Genomic DNA, 18,293 nt, shown 5'->3' with positions numbered 1-18,293 from the left:
AGCCATGTGCGGGCATCTGTAAAAACATCATTGCGAGTAACAGAATGATACCGAAAGCTGTCGGAGATTGGGCTGCTGGCATGTCGACAGATTTGCCATAAGCCACCTGTCCACTGAAGAAGACAATGATCACAAACACCGACGATTTTCGAAACCAATTGATGCGCCTTGATCCTTATGTGGACGAGTTTGTGCTTCATGTCGATCAATTGGTTGAGCAACTCGCACCTGAGATTGCTGACTCCGTCTATCCGGCCATTTTTGAATTTTTCGAGACAGCTCCTGATGCGGATTGCGGTGCACCAGGAACACTCGTTCATCACGTTGAGCGCTACTATCCCAACTATCTCCCAGCGTTGAAGGCGTCCGTGAGACGCAAGCCGTCTTACAATGGCGTTTTGATGATCAATCGAATCTTGAGCTCAAATCTGGACGCGGTAGTCCGAAACGAATTGATGGAGATCCTTCGAGTTACGGTCGCAGATCAAGCCGTACCTGACGAAATAATTGAAATGGTCGAAGGCTTGATTGAGCGTCGAGAACGAATTGATCGTGAAGCGCCGATTTAGGACAATCCATGGTTCGTTCCGGGGCGGATTCGAAGGGCAGTGACAGACAGCCACTCGCGTAGATTCGTCTTACTCTTCAAAAAGTGGTCGAAGGGGCTCCCGATACCTGTGTGACATTTGAAGTTGCGGGTGATTCCGAACAATGGGTGCAAGTGTTCGATCAGACCGTCAACGCTGCTTATCCGTACTCAGATAACCCCGAGGAAAGGCTCAGCAAACTCGGGCTGTCGTTGATTTCGACAAAGCTCAATTGTTGGGAAGAGAACAAGTTCGCGACTTTCGAAGTCACTCCGTTTGAAGTGGAGCCTGTTACGGAGTGGCTTGACGCCTACTTTGTCCGCGTGCTGGGTTGTCGTTCAGGCGAGTATCATCTCGATACGGCGTTTGTGCAGATATGAGGTGGCGTCATAACCGTCAGTAATGTTGCTTATCGGCGGTATCTATGCCAAAAGAGACATCCATGGAGTTGTAAACTCGTTCGGACTCGCCCAAACAGTGGTCCATCACACTGTTGACATCCTCGACAGAATTGTTTTTCATCAACTAGTTCGCCCAACCAACGGAGCCGCTCGTGATTCAGAAACCACGCTACTTACTTACTTCGGTCATGTTGTGGAGCATTTTCTTCTGCCTGAAGCTGTTTGACGACTACGACAGCATCATGTCGTTGATCGGCGCACCTTTCGTTGCGAGCTTGCTATTGGCCATCTCGCTTCCCATTGTGCTAGTTCTCGGCCTGTGCCGTAAGATGCCTTGGTTTGCGAAGATATGGTATTCTGGCAGAAGGCCTGCTGCGTCCGTTCTCATTGCATCCATCGTGGTCCTCGTTTTTGGGCGTTTCCTTGGGATGCAAGAGCCATACACATACACCAACTCTGTTGGGGACACAGTCACAGCCTCGCGGCTTCATTCCTTTGTTGCACTGCCAGCATTTTTTCTGGCGACGTTCTCTTTGCTCTACTGGCCTGTCGGAGGGCAACCATACCAGACTCAAGATGACCATATCAGCCTAACTGACGAGGCCGAACAAAACACTGGTGGCAACGGCTCGTAGCTGCCTGTCGCATGAACGGAGTCTTGCGCTCACCGCCGCCACAGCTTAGATGTTCGACCAAGCAACCAAGTCCACCGCCGTCATGCACAGTGTGAAGTCGATCATCACTCTTCTCGTCGCTTTGTTCGTGGTGCGAAATGACGCAGCCGCGAAGGCATATTTTCAGACCGAGCCTCAACTCGTCACTCAATCCACTGCCATTGCCATCATCCAATTGTCCGAGCCGGTTGATAGCGATCAGAAGGGGGCGACTTGGACATACCGCAGGAGTGCTGGAGCTAAGGTTGTAGAGTGGGTTGCGGGAACTATACCAGATGCTTTTACTCTATTTGGAGATGAGACATTCATCTGTGCTCAGTGCCACTTAGCTGCTGGTCTGTATTTGGCGTTTTTGAGGCGAGATGGTGACTTGTGGGTGGGTGCGAATTGGAACCTTTCGCTTCGCCCCTTGAAGGATGACAAGATCGAATGGTATTCGGCTCCAGAACAAAGATTTCCGATGACATTTCAGCCGAAGGCTACTGTGCTTGACCGAGTTCGTGAGATACTGAAGCAGAAAAAGGAACCGAAGAAGGCCACCAGCCAAACGGGGGCGAACAAAACGCTGGAGGCAACGGCTCGAAGGCTATCAGTCATGTCAGCAACGTCTTGCACTCGCCGTCGCCTGATCCGAGACGTTCGCCACAAAATGATCACCTACACATCGGATCACGCATTGCGCGTATTGACGATCATGGAGAGCAACTTGCCATTTGTATCGGTGCGGCCTGAATATGATCGTCTGGTTGCCATCCTTCGAGATCCTAGCCGGTGGTATGAGGCCCACGATCAGTTCAACGCGATCCGAGTCAATATCACCCTTGCGAATGAAGCGCATGGGAAGACTGATTTGGATTCAATCTTTGCCTATGTCGCAGAGAACGCCGCAAAGACAGCCTACAATTGCAGTGGACGATCTGCACCATTCGACAACGACTCCTATGATCGATTGATTCGATGCGAGGAGAAGTTTCTTGAGGCAGTTCAGAGCTCTCAATCTACCTAAATCCAAAGAAACAGAAAGGCGAACAAGGCGTCGCTCTCAATACCTGCCCGCCGCGAATTCAATCCGTCACGACCATTTCACCCTCATCCCACAGTCGAAGCCTCGCCCCCGGGCAGGTGTGAGAGGACTTCGACGTTCGGCAGACTCGAACATATTTCTGAACCCTCACATGAACCCCATCCACATTCCGTTCGCCGAAGGGAAGTTAGTCAATGTTATCGGAAATGCCATCACGATCCGTCTCCACGGACGCGATACAGGCGGCGCTTTAAGCGTGATAGAATCGATCGATAAGCCCGACGAGGGTCCGCCTCCGCATATTCATCATCGGGAAGATGAGACATTTCAGATTATCGAAGGTGAATATGAATTTACCTGCGGTGGGCAGGCCTTTAAGGCCACAAAGGGCGCGACGATATTTGCACCGCGTGGAGTGCCGCACGCTTATCGTTGTGTGGGCCGCAATCCAGGTCGGATGGTGGTGACCATTACCCCGGCAGGTTTTGAGGAATTTTTCGATGAAGTGGGCAGGCTGAGCCCGCAAGAACAAGCAATCCCTCGCGTGATGGAAATCGCGGACAGATATGGTCTCGAGTTTCTACCTCCGGTAAGCTCATAATCGTATCTCTGTAGACCCGATTCTATGCATTGACGTCAATGAGCCTAACGAAGTGCTAGAGGGAACACGATTGATTGTCACGGATCGTGCTGCGCACGCTCCGCGCCAACTGCTCGGTCTCTGATCTGAAACGTTAGCCCGCAAATCGAATATGACGACGTTTACCCAAACGGGCGGAATGATAACCGATGGCTTTTATGCAAGCTTTCCACTGGCCAAGCTTTCCGGCGATGCGCGAGGCGCTGCGTGTCACGTGTCTCGGTCGTGAGTATCACTTTCCACGGAGCTGCATCCGGGGATTGCACAGGCATCGGGGGTGGTTCTCGGTGGGGTTGCGCATCGAGCACACTCAGGATGAGCTGCCGGAGTTCGTCGTGTTCTGGGCCTCAGTGTTCTTTTGGACCTCCGGTTTTGAGAAGTTGCGGATGCAGCTCGAAAGTTTTGGCTATGAGGTGACATGATCCACGGCGGCGATGAGCCTGCGCGCTCCCCTCGATACCTTCTTGTTGGGCCACAAGATCCATTAAGATACTCGATAGCCCTGATTTGAGTCGGGAGATGCGAACTTCATCCCTCAGCCTGTACTCCACCTGTCTAGCCATATCGAATCTAAGAAAAAGCCACCCGAGGCTGGGCCTGGGTGGCTTGGAGGAAAGACAAGGAGGACGGGTCTGTTTGGGCTCTCCGTGGAGAGATCCATCAAATGAGACCGAGTTCGGTCACAGCAGCGCGCTCTTCTTTGAGCTCGTCTTCGGTGGCCTTGATCTTGGCTTGGCTGAACTCATTGACGGGCACGTCTTGGACGATCTCCCACTTGCTACCGTCGGTGCGGATCGGGAAGGAGAACATGAGGCCTTTTTCGATGCCGTAGCTGCCATCGGAGCAGACGGCGACGCTGGTCCAGTCGCTGGCTGGGGTGGGGCGGGTGAGGCTGTAAACGGTGTCGCAAGCGGCATTGGCAGCGGAGGCGGCGGAGGAAAGACCGCGAGCCTCGATGATGGCAGCACCACGCTTCTGCACGGTGCTGATGAAAGGGCCCTGCAGCCACTCGGTGTCGCTGATGGAGTCAGTGGCGGGTTTGCCGTTGATCTTGGCGTTGAAGAAGTCGGGATACTGGGTGGCGCTGTGGTTGCCCCAGATGGTCATGTTGGTGACAGCGGTGCTGTGGACACCGGCCTTGGCGGCGAGCTGGCTCTTAGCGCGGTTTTCATCCAGGCGGGTCATGGCGAACCAGCGGTCGGTCGGGATGCTCTTGGCGCTATTCATGGCGATCAAGCAATTGGTGTTGCAGGGGTTACCCACTACGAGCACGCGCACGTCGCTAGCGGCGTTTTTCTCGATGGCCTGACCTTGGCCGGTGAAGATTTTGCCATTGATGCTGAGGAGGTCTTTACGCTCCATACCTGGACCCCGTGGGACGGAACCGACCAGGAGGGCCCAGTTCACGCCGGTGAAGCCGTCGTCGATGTCACAGGTGGGGTGCACGCTGTTCAGTAGGGGGAAAGCACAGTCGTCGAGTTCCATGCAGACGCCCGTGAGGCCTTTCATGGCCTTTTCATCATTGCGCTCAATGAGACGCAAGTTCACGGGCTGATCGGCGCCGAAAAGTGCTCCGGATGCGATGCGGAAAAGAAGGGAATAACCGATCTGACCGGCGGCACCGGTGACTGCAACTGTGATGGGGGCTTTGCTCATGGTATGGGAACCTGAACGATTCGCAGGGGGGGCCAGAGGGCAACCAAAATATGAGCCTCCTAGAGCTTATTAATGGGCTCGAGGGGAGCTTTTTTCTGTCGGTAGCTCGTGGGGGTTAATCCCGTGCGCCGACGGAAATGCTGCGTAAAGGCCCCTTGATCGGCAAAGCCACAGCAGCGAGCGATTTCAGCCACCGAGAGCGCGGAGGTATCCAAAAGCTGGGCAGCAGCGAGAACACGGGTTTTCAATAGGAACTCTTGAGGGGAGATCCCGAAGGAAGCTTGGAACCGCCTCTGCAGTTGTCGCAGGGACTGACCACAGGAGACGGCAATATCCTCGACCAGCAACGGTTTGGCATAGTCGCGCCGAATGATCTCCACTGCTTGCGCAACGGTCTGAAAAATGGGGAGACGTCGCTCGGCTTCATCAGGCCGGCGAAGCAGACCCATGACCCCTTGGATCTGATCGGTTTTATCGAGGATGGGTAGCTTGATCACGAGGAACCAGTCAGGCATGCCCTGACGATCCCACCAGAGTTCGACACGTTCGATGCGTTGAGTTTTGCCCTGGAGGAGTTGACCGTCATCCTCCACATAGGCTTGAGCCATGGTGCCTGGGTTGAGGTCAAAGTCGGTCATCCCCAGGATGTCGGATTCATCCTGGATGGAGTAGCGCTGGCGGAGGCCTTCACTGGCAAACATGAGATGACCTTCACGGTTTTTGGCAAAAAAATGTACGCCGGGGATGTGGTCGAAAAGGGGATGAAATAAGGAGGTGGGCGCTAGCGTGCCTAACCAGCGTTGCCTCTCCTGCTGCCAGCGTTTGATCACGGTCGCTGAACGCCGCTGGAGAGGGCGTGGTTTGAGCAGTGTCGCATTTCGCATCATCTTTGTCGTGACGATGATGCTCGGGATTGTGTAAATCAATCTGCAATCCTCCAGTCACCGCCATGAAGCCAATCGTTCAAATCTCCCTCGACCTTACCAACATTGATGAAGCTCTCGAAACTGCTGCCATGGCCTTGCGGGCGGGCGTGGACTGGCTGGAGGCAGGCACACCGTTGATTTTAGCGGAGGGTCTGCACGGTGTGCGCGCCCTGCGCAAGGCCTTCCCAGACATCCCCATTGTGGCCGACCTGAAAACGATGGATGGAGGTTACTTGGAGGCCGAGATGATGGCCAAAGCCGGGGCGACGCATGTGGTGGTGATGGCACGGGCTCATGCGGAAACCATCAAATGTGTGGTCAAGGCAGGGGCCGACTTTGGCTGTAAGGTCATGGGGGATAATATGGTGTGCCCGGACATGGTAGAAGGGGCCAAATTTCTCGAAGACCTAGGCTGCGACTACATCATCCACCACATCGGTTATGATGAGCGCCGCGGCATTGCGGCTGCAGGCCACCGCATGCCCAGCCCGCTGGATCAACTGCGCGAGGTGGTAAATGCGGTGAAGGTGCCTGTGCAGGCGGTGGGTGGCCTGAGCTTAGAACAAGCCATTCAGTGCCCCCAATATGGAGCGCCTCTGGTGGTGTTAGGCGCACCCCTAACCATTGATGCAGATTCTTTCAAAACCGCCGATGGCAATCTGGAGAGCTCCTTGAGAATGATTTGTGAAGCCGTCCATGCCCAGACTGTGGTGCGGTAGGCCGTCTGCTGTTCAGGCGGCTTGCTCAATGTTGTGATGGCTGCGGGAACACGGGGCGGATGTTTCAGTACTTGGGGCGTGAGGCAGGGGTGAAATTGTGCTTTAATGGTTTCATGCTGACTCGTTTTTTTCCCACTCGTCTGTCATGTCTCTACCCGTGGATCATTGGAGGCGTTTTCTGCATCAGTGGGATCAGTAGGCTGGCTGGGCAGCTTGAAGCCGATCAAAAGGTGACGGCTCCTGAGGTCGCGAGCCAAGGGAGCTCTCGTGCTGCCCTTGACGCCCTGGAAACCTCCATCCGTCAGGTTGAAGCCGATCTCAAGACCGAACGCACCAAGCTCATTACCACCCTGGCCCCAGATGAAAAGGAGCAGACGGAAGCACGAGTCAAACTACTGGCGGAAAAGCGCGAGAACCTTTTGAAAGACCTCGAATTTGTCGTCACGGGGATTGATCCCGTGTCTTTCAATGGCGCCACGAGTGAGGCCGTGGATCTACAGAGTGAGACACGTGATCTGCTGTTACCGATCGTCCAGGAGCTCAAGCAACTGACTGCGGCTCCCCGTGAGGTGGAGGGATTGCGCCGCGAGGTCACGACCCTGCGGGAGCGCTCCATGGTCACGCGGCAGGCAGTGAAACGGATCGAGGAGCAAATCCAGGAAGACCGTGATGAGTTGCTGTCACCTCTTCTCAGAGAATTGCTCACGACTTGGCAAAAGCGTCAAAACGAGACCGAGACTGAATTGGCCGTCACGGAGTATAAACTGGCCGAGGTGGAGGGTAAACGCAGCGGCGTCTTCGGCACCTTGAAAGACATCGTCAGCAGTTTCTTCAAGCAAAGAGGTCTCAATCTGATGCTGGCTTTGCTAACCAGTGGTTTCATCTTTGTCGCCATGCATCTCCTCTGGCGCAGACTGGAGAAGCTGCCTGCGCTGAGTCGTAAGAACCGCACCTTCAGCATGCGCTTGGTGATGGTCTCTTTTCACGCGGCCACTTTTCTCCTGTCCATGTTCGCCATCCTCATCGTGTTTTATCTGGCTGGGGATTGGGTGCTGCTGGGGGTTGCGATTCTCTTTTTGATCGGCGTTGCCTGGACCGGCAAACAAACGCTACCTGCGATGTATGAGCAGGTGAAACTGCTCCTGAATCTGGGTTCTGTTCGCGAGGGTGAGCGAGTGATCTACAACGGGCTGCCGTGGGAGGTGCGTAGCGTGGGTGTCTTCTCCAGTCTGTACAATCCAACGCTCGAGGGTGGGCACATTCGCCTACCCATTCGGGATCTGCTACCGCTGGTATCTCGTCCCCATGAGAATGAAGTGTGGTTCCCCTGCGAAGTCGATGATTGGGTTTCCCTGCGTGACGGCACCCATGGCAAAGTGGTGACCCAGTCCCCCGACTGGGTGCAGCTCGTCTTACTCGGAGGCAGCCGTCGAACCTATCCCACCCCTGATTTCCTGGAACTTTGCCCCGAAAATCTGACCAAGAATTTTCGCGTTAAGAGCATCTTTGGCATCGACTACAAGCACCAGACCATCAGCACGACGGAGGTGCCAGCCAAACTCAAGGCGCGTCTGGAGCAGGAGCTTCGCCATCTGGTTGGAGCTGATCATCTGAAAAATGTCAGTGTGGATTTCAGTGAAGCCGCCAGTTCCTCCCTGAACTACACGATCCTTGCCGATTTCAACGGGAGTGTGGCGCAAAAGTATGCTTTCTTAGCCCGCGCCATCCAACGCATTTGTGTGGACGCCTGCAACGAGAACCACTGGACGATTCCCTTTAGCCAGATCACAGTCCACCAGGGGGATCCTACTCACCCAGTCTATGGAATTTGATCTGATTGTGACGTTAGTCACCTTGGTTGGTGCGGTGGTTCTATTTGCTACAGAGAAGCTACCTGTCGATATCGTGGCGCTTCTGGTGACAGGCGTACTGCTGGGCTGTCAGGTCGTCACGGTGGAGGAGGGCATCGCCGGATTCTCCAACCCCGCAGTGATCACCGTCGCCTGCATGTTCATCTTGAGTGCTGCGTTGGAGAAGACGGGCGCTCTCTCTTCCATCGGGCGTTTGCTCGCGCGTGGTGGGGGCGGAACGGGAATGCTGTGCTTTCTGGTGATGCTGTGCGTGGCCCCAGTGTCCGCCTTCGTCAATAACACTGCGGCCGTCGCGGTCTTCTTGCCCCTGATATTCGCGGCGGCAGCCGCTCGGAAGGTGCCCGCCTCGCGGGTGCTCATTCCTCTGAGTTTCGCCGCTCAGTTCGGAGGGGTATGCACCTTGATCGGCACTTCGACAAATCTGCTGGTGAATTCCATCGCCCTGGAAGCCAACACCGGCGGATTCAGCATGTTTGAGTTCGCTCCGCTCGGATTGATCCTGACGGTAGCTGGCATGGCCTTTCTCCTCGGTTTAGGCCACTGGCTGCTGCCCCACAGACGCTCCGCTCAACTCACGGATACCTATCAGCTCGGTGAATATGTCACTGAGCTGCGTGTCATGGAGGACTCCCCCTTGATCGGTCAGAGCATCGGCGCAACACCTCTGTCCCGGGAATATGATGTCAGCGTGCTGGAGATCCGGCGTGGTAAACAGATTCTCCTCGCCACGGTCAGTCAGATCATCATGACCAATGACCTGCTGTTGGTGCGCGGCCAAGCGGCCAAGCTCATGGCGGCAAAAAGCGCCCTGAGAATCGAAATCGAGCCTGAGTTCAAGCTCAAGGACGAGGCCCTGCGCACCACCGATCTCCAGCTTTGTGAGGCCATCGTGCCTGCGGCATCCTCGTACGCAGGACGGACTCTGGAAGAGCTGCGCCTCGGGCGGCGCACAGGCGTGATCGCCCTAGCCGTGCAACGTACAGGACAGGTGGTGAGGGAAAAACTCGGCACCCTGCGCCTGCGTTTTGGAGACGCGCTCCTTTTGCTGGGAGACCGGGAAGGCATCGACCGCCTCCGCAGTGAGGAAGGTCTGCTCATTCTCAATGAATTGGAAAGCTCCTCGCTTCATCGGCACAAGGCCCCTTTCGCGTTTTTCGTCATGGCCATGGTTGTGGCTTTGGCGGCCCTGGAGGTCTTACCCATTTTGGTATGCGCTTTGCTGGGTGTCTTGGCGCTGTTGATCTTCCGTAACCTGCGTCCGGATCAGGCCTATGCAGCCGTGGATTGGCGGGTGCTGGTCATGCTCGCGGGTATCCTTCCTTTGGGGGTCGCCATGCAGAAAACAGGTGCCGCACAGGCGGTGGCAGACTTTGCACTGAACTTCGCCGGAAAGGATAGTCCCACCAGCATGCTCGCCGCCTTGTATCTGGTCACAGCCATTCTCACCGAGTGCATGAGCAACAACGGAGCCGCCGTTCTCATGGCCCCCATCGCCATCACCACCGCCCATAGCATGGGCATGGACCCGAAGCCTTTCCTCGTCGCCGTCACCGTCGCCGCCTCCACCAGTTTTGCCACACCGATTGGCTATCAAACCAACACGATGGTTTACAATGCGGGGGGCTATCGGTTCAGCGACTTCCTCAAAGTCGGTATTCCCCTGAACCTCTTGTTCTGGGGAATTGCGGTGTTTTTCATTCCAAAGTTTTGGTCGTTCTATCCCGGGTAGTAGGTGCTTCAAGAAGCCATCTTGGCCGCTAAAAGTACAGCCTCCACCAGACTGCCGCCATTGGCCTTGCCCTGCCAAGCAATGTCGCATGCCGTGCCGTGATCCACGCTGGTGCGCGGCACAGACAGGCCGAGGGTGGTATTGACGGCGGTATCAAAGGCCAGGGCTTTCAGGGGAATGAGAGCCTGGTCGTGGTACATACAGATGTAGGCATCGACGACTTTACGTTTGGAGGCGATGAACGCCGTGTCGGGTGGAAGGGGACCCTCAATGGTATGCCCGCGTTTTTTGGCTTCGGCGATGGCTGGTTCGATGATCTTTTCCTCTTCGCCTTGGCCAAACAGCCCATGCTCACCCGCATGGGGATTGAGGCCACAGACCGCCAGCTTGGGTTTACGGCCCAACTTTTTTTGCACAGCGGCTGCGGTGAGCTCGATGACTTCCAAAATGCGTTCTGTACTCAGCGCTGGAACGACGTCTTGGTAGCCGATGTGAATGGTGACGAGGCTGCACACCATTTCTTCAGAGAAGAAGGTCATGCAGGAGCGGGTCGCCTCCATCTTTTCGGCAAAGATCTCGGTGTGGCCCGGATGAAGGATGCCTGCGGCCCGTAGGGCTTCTTTGTTGATGGGGGCTGTTGCGACCGCCGCGACCTGACCTGACTTCGCCGCGTCGATGCTTTTTTCGATGTAGCGATAGGCGGCAGCTCCTGTTTTTGCGGAAACTTTGCCGGGTTGGAAATCTGCGGCATCAAAGCCAAACACATCCAGCACCGCAGGTTCATCCAGAGTCTGACAGACCTCACCCCATTCGATTTCGGAAACGATGCGCTTAGGAGCTGGGAGCCCCGTTTGCCGGGCGCAACGAGCGAGGAGCCGGGCATCGCCAAAGATCACGGGGGTGGCCAATCGTGTGACGGCATCGTTGGCCAGGAGCTGAAGACAGATCTCGGGGCCGACCCCGGCAGGGTCGCCCATGGTGATGGCGATGAGTGGTTTACGCATGTGGGAGATGAGAGAGTCAGCTATGCGGAGCACTCACCCATCCGTCAACAAGGCAAAGTGGGCCATCTTAGAGCCGTTTGAGATCGAACGGGAACGTTGGCACCGCACCGGAAGCGGTCTTCTGGAGCTGCTGCTTCAGTTCATCCACAATGGGCGCTGCTTGGGGAGTGGTGGCGAGGTTCGTAAACTCCATCGGATCTTTGTCATGATCGTAGAGCTCGACGCCTGCGCGGCCTTCATCCCACTCGGTGTAGCGCCAGTGTTCCGTGCGGATGCTCCGGCCCATGAGGGGTTGGCCATCACCAGGACGCAGGATCTGCGTCACCGCCGCATACGGCCAAGCTTGCTCAGGATTTTCCAGCAAAGGTCTCAAGCTGCGTCCCGCCAGATGCGAGGGGAGGGGTAACCCCGCAAGGTCGCAGACCGTGGGATAAATATCCACGAACTCCACGATACGCTCACATAGCTTGCCGTTGCCCGCCGCCTGAGGCCAGTGAACGATGAAGGGAGCCCGGGCAGATTCTTCAAACAAGGTGCGCTTTTGCCAGATTCCTTGATGCTCCCCCAGGTGATAGCCGTGATCACTCCAGAAGACGATGATCGTCTTGTCGGCTAGCTCCAGCCGCTTCAGGGCCTCCAGCACTCGGCCGACCTGTGCATCCACAAAGGAGACACAAGCGCAATAGGCTTGGAGGGCTTTTCGGCAGGTCAGTTCGTCGAGCCCATAATTAGGGGTCGGATTGTTGTGCGCAAAAGCTGCTGAGGGGATATCCGTCCGATCATCGGGAGGTGCATCGGGGAGTGAAATGGAATCGAGGGGATACAGATCGAAGTATTTCTTCGGTGCCACAAAGGGTGTGTGGGGACGGAAAAAACCGACCCCGAGGAAAAAAGGGCGATCACGATTTTGCTCCAACAAGCGAATCGCTTCGGTGGCGACCATGCCATCCGTTTGTTCTTCATCGGTACCCTCGGCGGCCAGCCAACTCAGGGCTGCACTCACAGGTTTTTCAGGCGTCGGATTGGTGATGAGGGCTTCGTCCGTTACGTCTCTGCCTTTGGGATTGCTCACGCTGTCCCAGGAGGGCTTGTCATCCAGCCCATCGGTGCCGATGCCCTTAGGCACATCGTAATGATAAATCTTTCCGACCCGATGCACGGCCCAACCCGATTGCCGGAAAAGCTGAGGTAGAGTGACCACCTCAGGCACGGCGTCACGAAAATGGCGGCTGAGATCGAAAACTTGCGTTTGATCCGGCCTTAGGCCGGACAAAATCGAGGCGCGGCTGGGGTTGCATAAGGGGATTTGATTGTAGGCGCGCTCGAAGCGAATGCCCTTTGCCGCGAGTCTTTCCAGATTGGGCGTCTGCACCGCTGGCTGGCTTGCGGAGCCCAGGACATTGCCCAGATCATCCACGGCAATGAAGAGCACATTCGGCTTTTCGGCTTCAGCCGCCAGACTCAAACAAGGCAGGAGGAGAGTGAGAAGGATGAGCTTTTTCATAAGAACTCCAGATCGCACGAATACGGGGTCAGAGTGACGCTGAAAACAGATCTTTTGCCGCGGTTATTGCAGGCAACTGCGTGGCAGGAAAACGACGGAAATGCGACCTCGCGCCATTTTGCTGATTTGTCATTTGCTCCAAGCTGTTCATTTTACACTCTTCCCCTTTCGCTTTTTCCCGCCCAACCATGCTTTCCGTCCAAGAACAACTCGATATCCTCAAACGTGGCACCGTGACCATTCACAGTGAGAAAGAGCTTGCTGCGAAATTGGCCAAAGGTAAGCCCCTGCGCATCAAATTGGGCGTGGATCCGACCTCTCCCGATATCCATTTGGGGCATGCGGTGGCTTTGAGAAAGCTGCGTCAGTTCCAGGAGTTGGGCCATCAGATCGTGCTCATCATTGGGGACTTCACCGCCATGATTGGTGACCCCAGCGGTCGCTCCACCACCCGCCCACCCCTCACCTATGACGACGTGGTGGCCAATGCCAAGACCTACACGGATCAGGCCTTTGTGGTGCTGGATAAAGACAAGACCGAAGTCGTCTTCAACGGCGCCTGGTTCAAGGAGATGCCCTTCATGGAGGTGATCAAGCTGAATGCCCGTGTGACACTCCAGCAGATGCTTCAGCGTGAGGATTTCAAAAATCGCGTGGCCAATGGCACCGAGGTGCGTCTGCATGAGATCCAATACCCGATCATGCAGGGCTGGGACAGCGTGGTCGTAAAGTCCGATGTCGAGATCGGCGGCAGTGATCAGTTGTTTAACATTTTGGTAGGCCGTGACCTCCAGAAAGAAGAAGGCATGGAGCCTCAGGTCTGCATGACCCTGCCCTTGCTGGAAGGTCTGGATGGCGTGAAGAAGATGTCCAAGTCCCTGGGCAACTACGTGGGCCTGACCGATGCGCCAAAGGAGATGTTCGGTAAGCTCATGAGCATCCCGGATGAACTCATGGCCAAATACTACCTGCTGGTGCTTGGCGAAGAGTTCGATGCCTCCATGCACCCGATGGAAGCCAAGAAGCAACTCGCCGCCAAGTGCGTGACTCTCTATCACAATGCCGCTGCCGCTCAGGAATGCCGTGACGATTGGGATCTGCGCTTCAGCAAAAAAGATATGGATAAGGTAGAGCTCCCCATCCTGACTCTCGCGGATCGTCGTGATGTCCTCGGCGTCGTCCAGCATGCGTATCAGACCGTCTTCAACCAGACCATGTCGGGAGGCGACGTCCGCCGTCTCATCCAGGGCGGCAGCATCCAGCTCAATGGCGAGAAGCTATCCGATCCCAAAGCTGAGCCAGCTTGGGAAAGCGGTGCCGTGCTGAAGCTGGACAAGAAGCGTAGTGTGCGTTTGGCTTGATCACTTTTGGCATCTGTACTCTTACTCATCATGCCCTGATTCACGGGTAAGATTTGGACTCCCTCTTGGGAGAGCTAGGTCAGCCTAAAACGTGCCCTCGTTACCCTCTAAGAGTCCCCTTTCTTTTGGAGGCAATCGTGGGTAGATTCTGCATGAAATGGTCCGCCTGTTCCATGCTTTCGCCAGTCTGCTGCTCTGCGCGGCTAGGCATATCACTGCGGTTGGGCTATTGTGCCTTTTGGCCTGCCTTCTATGGACTCTATTGTATGGAGGCTTGTTGATTTATGCTGGATTCACGGATGGACGGCCGGGCGGTCCTTTGGCGTATCCTGCGGGTTTGATTTTAATTCTGATCTTCTGCCTTTGGGTTGGGGGAGGCATTTTTGCACCCGCTTGTGGCATCGGTTTTCTGATGACGCGTTTGACAAGATGTCCTCAGTTCGCTGCGGTTCCGATCGTGTTCATTGCTGGCTTCGGTCTGACTTGGCTGATGGGAGTCCTCTATGCAGATCACATCACGACATCTCCAAGACCTGAACTGGAATCGGTTCTCTGGAGTTACCTCCTTTTTTTCAGCCTACCTTTGGGTCTTTATTGGTGGCTGGTTGAGGGACCATGGGCGTTTCTCGATTTTCTACAGCGGTTGTGGAAACGATATCAACTTCGCCGTGCATCCACGATGCGGTTGAGTGCGGACAGATAATTTCACATCATGCCTTCAACCCCATGATGAGCCCTGAAGAAGCCAAGGCAAACGAATATGATCCTGATACCATCGCCCAGATTGAACTGGATGATGAGGCACGAAAAGAGGCTGCCCAACTCATTCTGCAAATAGAAGCTGCTTTTGCAGGTATCCCGCGTCCTGCAGCCACCCTCAGCGTGGCTCGTGGATATGATGACGAGTGGATCTTATCCGAAGATCGTGTTCTCGAGCTCAATGCCCAAGATCCAGAGATGACGTGGCAAGAGGTCACTGACGCATCCATTCAAGCTTGCCAGGAATATTTCTTTTTCTCGGACGCTGAAGGGTGGCGATTTTACCTGCCAGCTTACATGTGCCATTACCTTCGCGATTTTCCAGATGCCGGATGGGATGCTGTCTATTGGGCCTGCGTGTCTTTGGATCATGTGGACTTGCTTGACGAAGCACAACTGCGTTGTGTCGATCACTTTGTGCAGCTTTGTCACAAGTATGAGGGCCTCTGACGCAAGCCTAATCGAGCTAGTTTTAAGATTCTTCCTATGGTTACAAACACTCCAAACGAATACCTCGTTCTTTCCCGTGGTCAGTGGGACCCGGAAGCTTCGAAGGAACGCATTCAGCAAACCATTGATGATTTTTATCTTTGGATCGAAGCCATGGTGGCTGAGGGCAAGATGAAGACAGGGCAGCGGTTGGCCCATACGGGCAAAACGGTGTCTCGTCATGGGATCACCGATGGTCCGTTTGGTGAGACTAAGGAGATCATCGGAGGCTACTGGTTTGTTGTTGCTAGCAGTCTGGAAGAAGCGGCCGAATACATGCAGGGGAACCCCACCATCCAGCTAGGATTGGCCTTTGAATTACGGCCCTTGGAATTGGAGCGGGCCAGCGCTTACCGCGCTTCGAATGAAAATGGTGAAGGATGACTACTTCAGGGTGCTCGGAGCTCTTCTCTTAAGTCTGTGATACCATCACGCAGACGAAAAAGGTTGTCTCGCCAATGATCAAAGAGGGCGCGGTGCTCGGCGTAATTTGGCTGGATGGAAAGCTCGTTTAGGGCTGATAGAGATGCATTGGACCAGTTGAGGCAGCGTTTGGTAATGGCCAGGGCGTAACCACGGTGCATGGGCTCCTCCAGGTCCCGCTGAGAGTGGAGAGCACCGGCGAGCTTTCCGGTGATCTGCATGAGGTTGGAGACGAAACGATCCAGAGGGTGATCCGGCCCATCGGCCTGCTCCTGGCTGAGACCGGTTTTGCGGAGCTGCTCCATCACCTCCATGAGCATTTCATGGGCTTGTTCCTTGAGGGGATGAGGCGGGCTGGTTTCGATTTCTTGCCAGGCTTCTTCGCTATCTTCGACATCGGCGGCGGCCTCCTCCATGAGTTCTTTCCATTCACGCCGACGTTTTTTTTCCTCACTGTCGTTCTCTGAGGGCTCTACCCCCTCTTGGACGTCTGCCATGTCTTCCAGGATGTGATCCCAACCCATGACAAAGGCGGTTTTTTCATCCGCGTCAGGGTCGTCCCCATATTTTTCCTCCGCTTCAAGGCTGGCGTCGGTCAGTCGATCAGAGGCCTTGAGCTGTTCCTCCCAGGCTTCTTCCGAAAATGCGTCTTCGAGACTTTCCTCCTCATCGGCCACCTCATCTCGCTCGCGGCGCTGAATCACGGTGGCGAGGAAATCCCGCATGGCCTGCATGTTGGCCATTTTTTGGGCAGCTTCTTCATCCTCATCCATCTCCCACACATGGTCGGAGATGGTGATCTCGAAGTCGGCACTCTCCACGACGCAGCGGCCATGTTGGAGGCTGAACCACTCCAGATACAGGCTGTTGCACCACTCGGTGGGCACTTCGGCGATCCGATCGTCTTTGTAGGCTTCCAGCCATTCTTCCTCAGGCACGGTGAAGACCTTCACTTTGCGTGAGACAGTGATGTCTCCTACCACACCGCTTTGACTCGCCTGCAAGACGAGCGCTGGGGGTTGGATTTCAGGGTCGGGGTTGATGAACGTCACCCGGGTGCCAGCGACATCCCGCCATGCATCCCCTTCGAGATTCAGCTCGATAGGCTCAGGGCGACCGAGAAGCCACAAGCACACGCGTGTGCGGCCTCTTTCGGTGTTATCAATTTCCCCTCGGGTAATGCCGGTATCGATGCGGAGTGCCACGAAGAATAGTCGATCAAAAAATTGCTTCCATCTCAAGACAAGCGGTTAGGCGTGGAGCGCCTGCTCGATGTCTTCCCATAGATCTTCTACGTGCTCGATGCCCACGGAGAAACGGATAAGGCCATCCGTGACGCCGGCTTCCTCACGAATTTCTTTCGGAATGGAGGCATGGGTCATGGTGGCGGGGTGGCAGACGAGAGACTCGATGCCACCCAAGCTCTCTGCCTGGGTGAAGAGGCGGAGTTTGCGGATGAAGGCGAGGGCCTGATCCTGAGTATGGCCGAAGTCGGCCAGCATCATCCCGGAACCGGCACGCATCTGCTTCTTCGCCAGTTCATACTGGGGATTCGAGGGCAGGAAGGGGTAACGCACGCTTTTCACGCCTTTGCGTTTTTCCAGTCGGGTGGCCAGCTCCAGGGCATTGGCACTGTGGCGTTCCATCCGGATGGCCTCGGTCTTCACCCCACGAGAGGTCAGCCAGGAGTCAAAGGGGCTGGGCTGCAAACCGAGCGCTTTTTGGGCAAAGATCATCTTCTCCTGCCAAGCGTCGGAGTTTGAGCAAACCGCACCGCCGAGCGCATCGGAATGGCCGTTGGTGTATTTCGTGGTGCTGAGCAGGGACAAATCCGCGCCCAGGTCCAGAGGCTGCTGAATGAGGCTGGAGGCAAAGGTATTGTCCACGACGACTGTGCTGCCGACGCTATGGGCCACTTTGGCAATGGCGGCGATATCCAGGATTTTGAGTAAAGGATTGGTGGGGGACTCCAGCCAGACCAGTGCGGGCTTTAGCTCAGCAATCAGGGGATAGTTCTGAGGATTGGCGAGGTTCACATACTTGATGTGGACATCGAACTTGCGCAGCACGCGCTCAAACAGGCGGTAGGTGCAGCCGTAGATGTTCTGCTCTGAAATGATGGTGTCCCCGGCCTTGAGGCCGAACGCGATGGCCGTGATGGCTGAAACGCCACTGGCAAAGACGGTGCAATGCTGCGCGTTCTCCAAGCTGGCCAGGGTATTTTGCAGATTGCGGTAATTGGGACTGCCGCTGCGGGTGTAGTCAAAGCCCCCTGGATTCCCCGTTTCGAAGGTCGAGGTCATGTAAATCGGCGGGATGACCGCGCCGGTTTCGCTGCGGTAATCCTGGCCGATGTGGATGGCTCGCGTTTCAAAACGTGCATTTCCGGGCACCGAGGAGTCTTCTTTCATGGTTGGACGGAAAAGGAACCATGGGCTCGGCGGCGATGCAACCCTAGAGGTCAATGAAGCATGAAAGAAGAAGCAAAGAACGGGCGGCGCCGTCTGAAGGAGAGATCACGGTGTC

The 18,293-nt window shown here is 55.5% G+C and carries 19 protein-coding genes; 12 read left to right on the top strand and 7 right to left on the bottom strand.

Features of this window, described 5'->3' with window-relative positions; translation table 11 throughout:
* Positions 1-125 precede the first annotated feature (125 nt).
* Positions 126-569 carry a hypothetical protein gene (locus B5D61_RS05810; RefSeq protein WP_078812379.1) on the top strand — a complete coding sequence of 148 codons (444 nt, stop codon included), beginning with the start codon at positions 126-128 and terminating at the stop codon, positions 567-569.
* A 110-nt stretch (positions 570-679) separates the two neighbouring features.
* Entirely contained in the window at positions 680-967 is a 288-nt protein-coding gene (locus B5D61_RS05805; protein WP_078812378.1) for a hypothetical protein, read from the top strand.
* A gap of 16 nt (positions 968-983) precedes the next feature.
* Here B5D61_RS05805 and B5D61_RS26970 read toward each other — a convergent pair whose 3' ends face one another.
* Positions 984-1,109, bottom strand: coding sequence for a hypothetical protein (locus tag B5D61_RS26970; RefSeq protein WP_281251750.1), 126 nt, complete (start codon positions 1,107-1,109; stop codon positions 984-986).
* A 31-nt stretch (positions 1,110-1,140) separates the two neighbouring features.
* On the opposite strand from B5D61_RS26970, the gene B5D61_RS05800 reads away from it, so the two are divergent.
* From B5D61_RS05800 to B5D61_RS05785, 4 genes are all read left to right on the top strand, one after another.
* Positions 1,141-1,623, top strand: coding sequence for a hypothetical protein (locus tag B5D61_RS05800; RefSeq protein ID WP_139373091.1), 483 nt, complete (start codon positions 1,141-1,143; stop codon positions 1,621-1,623).
* 49 nt (positions 1,624-1,672) lie between these two features.
* Positions 1,673-2,668, top strand: a complete 996-nt coding sequence (locus B5D61_RS05795) for a hypothetical protein (protein ID WP_078812376.1) — start codon at positions 1,673-1,675, stop codon at positions 2,666-2,668.
* Positions 2,669-2,837: 169 nt separating this feature from the next.
* A complete protein-coding gene (locus B5D61_RS05790) occupies positions 2,838-3,287 on the top strand; it encodes a cupin domain-containing protein (RefSeq protein WP_078812375.1) in 450 nt (149 codons plus the stop codon).
* 197 nt (positions 3,288-3,484) lie between these two features.
* A complete protein-coding gene (locus tag B5D61_RS05785) occupies positions 3,485-3,748 on the top strand; it encodes a hypothetical protein (RefSeq protein ID WP_139373090.1) in 264 nt (87 codons plus the stop codon).
* Positions 3,749-3,986: 238 nt separating this feature from the next.
* Here B5D61_RS05785 and B5D61_RS05780 read toward each other — a convergent pair whose 3' ends face one another.
* Positions 3,987-4,982 carry a malate dehydrogenase gene (locus tag B5D61_RS05780; protein WP_078812373.1) on the bottom strand — a complete coding sequence of 332 codons (996 nt, stop codon included), beginning with the start codon at positions 4,980-4,982 and terminating at the stop codon, positions 3,987-3,989.
* Positions 4,983-5,041: 59 nt separating this feature from the next.
* Complete coding sequence (locus B5D61_RS05775) at positions 5,042-5,908, bottom strand: AraC family transcriptional regulator (protein WP_217698922.1); 867 nt, start codon at positions 5,906-5,908, stop codon at positions 5,042-5,044.
* A gap of 23 nt (positions 5,909-5,931) precedes the next feature.
* Here B5D61_RS05775 and B5D61_RS05770 point away from each other — a divergent pair, with 23 nt between their 5' ends.
* The 3 genes from B5D61_RS05770 (at position 5,932) to B5D61_RS05760 (ending at position 10,227) form a co-directional block, all read left to right on the top strand.
* Positions 5,932-6,627 (top strand): orotidine 5'-phosphate decarboxylase / HUMPS family protein, encoded by a 696-nt coding sequence (locus B5D61_RS05770; RefSeq protein ID WP_078812372.1) that lies wholly within the window; start codon positions 5,932-5,934, stop codon positions 6,625-6,627.
* Positions 6,628-6,740: 113 nt separating this feature from the next.
* Positions 6,741-8,459 carry a hypothetical protein gene (locus B5D61_RS05765; protein WP_139373089.1) on the top strand — a complete coding sequence of 573 codons (1,719 nt, stop codon included), beginning with the start codon at positions 6,741-6,743 and terminating at the stop codon, positions 8,457-8,459.
* A complete protein-coding gene (locus tag B5D61_RS05760; RefSeq protein ID WP_078812370.1) occupies positions 8,449-10,227 on the top strand; it encodes an SLC13 family permease in 1,779 nt (592 codons plus the stop codon). The genes B5D61_RS05765 and B5D61_RS05760 overlap by 11 nt, the downstream gene beginning before the upstream one ends.
* A gap of 8 nt (positions 10,228-10,235) precedes the next feature.
* Here the strand turns inward: B5D61_RS05760 and pdxA are convergent, their stop codons facing one another.
* Together pdxA and B5D61_RS05750 are read right to left on the bottom strand one after the other, a co-directional pair.
* Complete coding sequence (gene pdxA, locus B5D61_RS05755; RefSeq protein WP_217698921.1) at positions 10,236-11,231, bottom strand: 4-hydroxythreonine-4-phosphate dehydrogenase PdxA; 996 nt, start codon at positions 11,229-11,231, stop codon at positions 10,236-10,238.
* Between the two features lie 67 nt (positions 11,232-11,298).
* Positions 11,299-12,735 (bottom strand): sulfatase, encoded by a 1,437-nt coding sequence (locus B5D61_RS05750; protein WP_078812369.1) that lies wholly within the window; start codon positions 12,733-12,735, stop codon positions 11,299-11,301.
* A gap of 188 nt (positions 12,736-12,923) precedes the next feature.
* Here B5D61_RS05750 and tyrS point away from each other — a divergent pair, with 188 nt between their 5' ends.
* From tyrS to B5D61_RS05730, 3 genes are all read left to right on the top strand, one after another.
* Entirely contained in the window at positions 12,924-14,096 is a 1,173-nt protein-coding gene (tyrS, locus tag B5D61_RS05745; protein WP_078812368.1) for a tyrosine--tRNA ligase, read from the top strand.
* Between the two features lie 615 nt (positions 14,097-14,711).
* The gene (locus B5D61_RS05735) at positions 14,712-15,305 is read left to right on the top strand and encodes a DUF6714 family protein (RefSeq protein WP_139373088.1); all 594 of its coding nucleotides are present in this window, start codon (positions 14,712-14,714) and stop codon (positions 15,303-15,305) included.
* Between the two features lie 36 nt (positions 15,306-15,341).
* Positions 15,342-15,728: a YciI family protein gene (locus B5D61_RS05730; RefSeq protein ID WP_078812365.1), complete on the top strand. Its 387-nt coding sequence runs from the start codon at positions 15,342-15,344 to the stop codon at positions 15,726-15,728.
* Between the two features lie 5 nt (positions 15,729-15,733).
* On the opposite strand, the gene B5D61_RS05725 is transcribed toward B5D61_RS05730, so the two are convergent.
* Positions 15,734-16,972, bottom strand: a complete 1,239-nt coding sequence (locus tag B5D61_RS05725; protein ID WP_078812364.1) for a DNA polymerase delta subunit 3 — start codon at positions 16,970-16,972, stop codon at positions 15,734-15,736.
* Between the two features lie 45 nt (positions 16,973-17,017).
* Positions 17,018-18,178 (bottom strand): trans-sulfuration enzyme family protein, encoded by a 1,161-nt coding sequence (locus B5D61_RS05720; RefSeq protein ID WP_078812363.1) that lies wholly within the window; start codon positions 18,176-18,178, stop codon positions 17,018-17,020.
* Between the last annotated feature and the right edge of the window lie 115 nt (positions 18,179-18,293).

The organism is Prosthecobacter debontii, from assembly GCF_900167535.1.
Lineage (GTDB): Bacteria > Verrucomicrobiota > Verrucomicrobiia > Verrucomicrobiales > Verrucomicrobiaceae > Prosthecobacter > Prosthecobacter debontii.
This window is presented reverse-complemented; position numbering and strand designations above follow the sequence as displayed.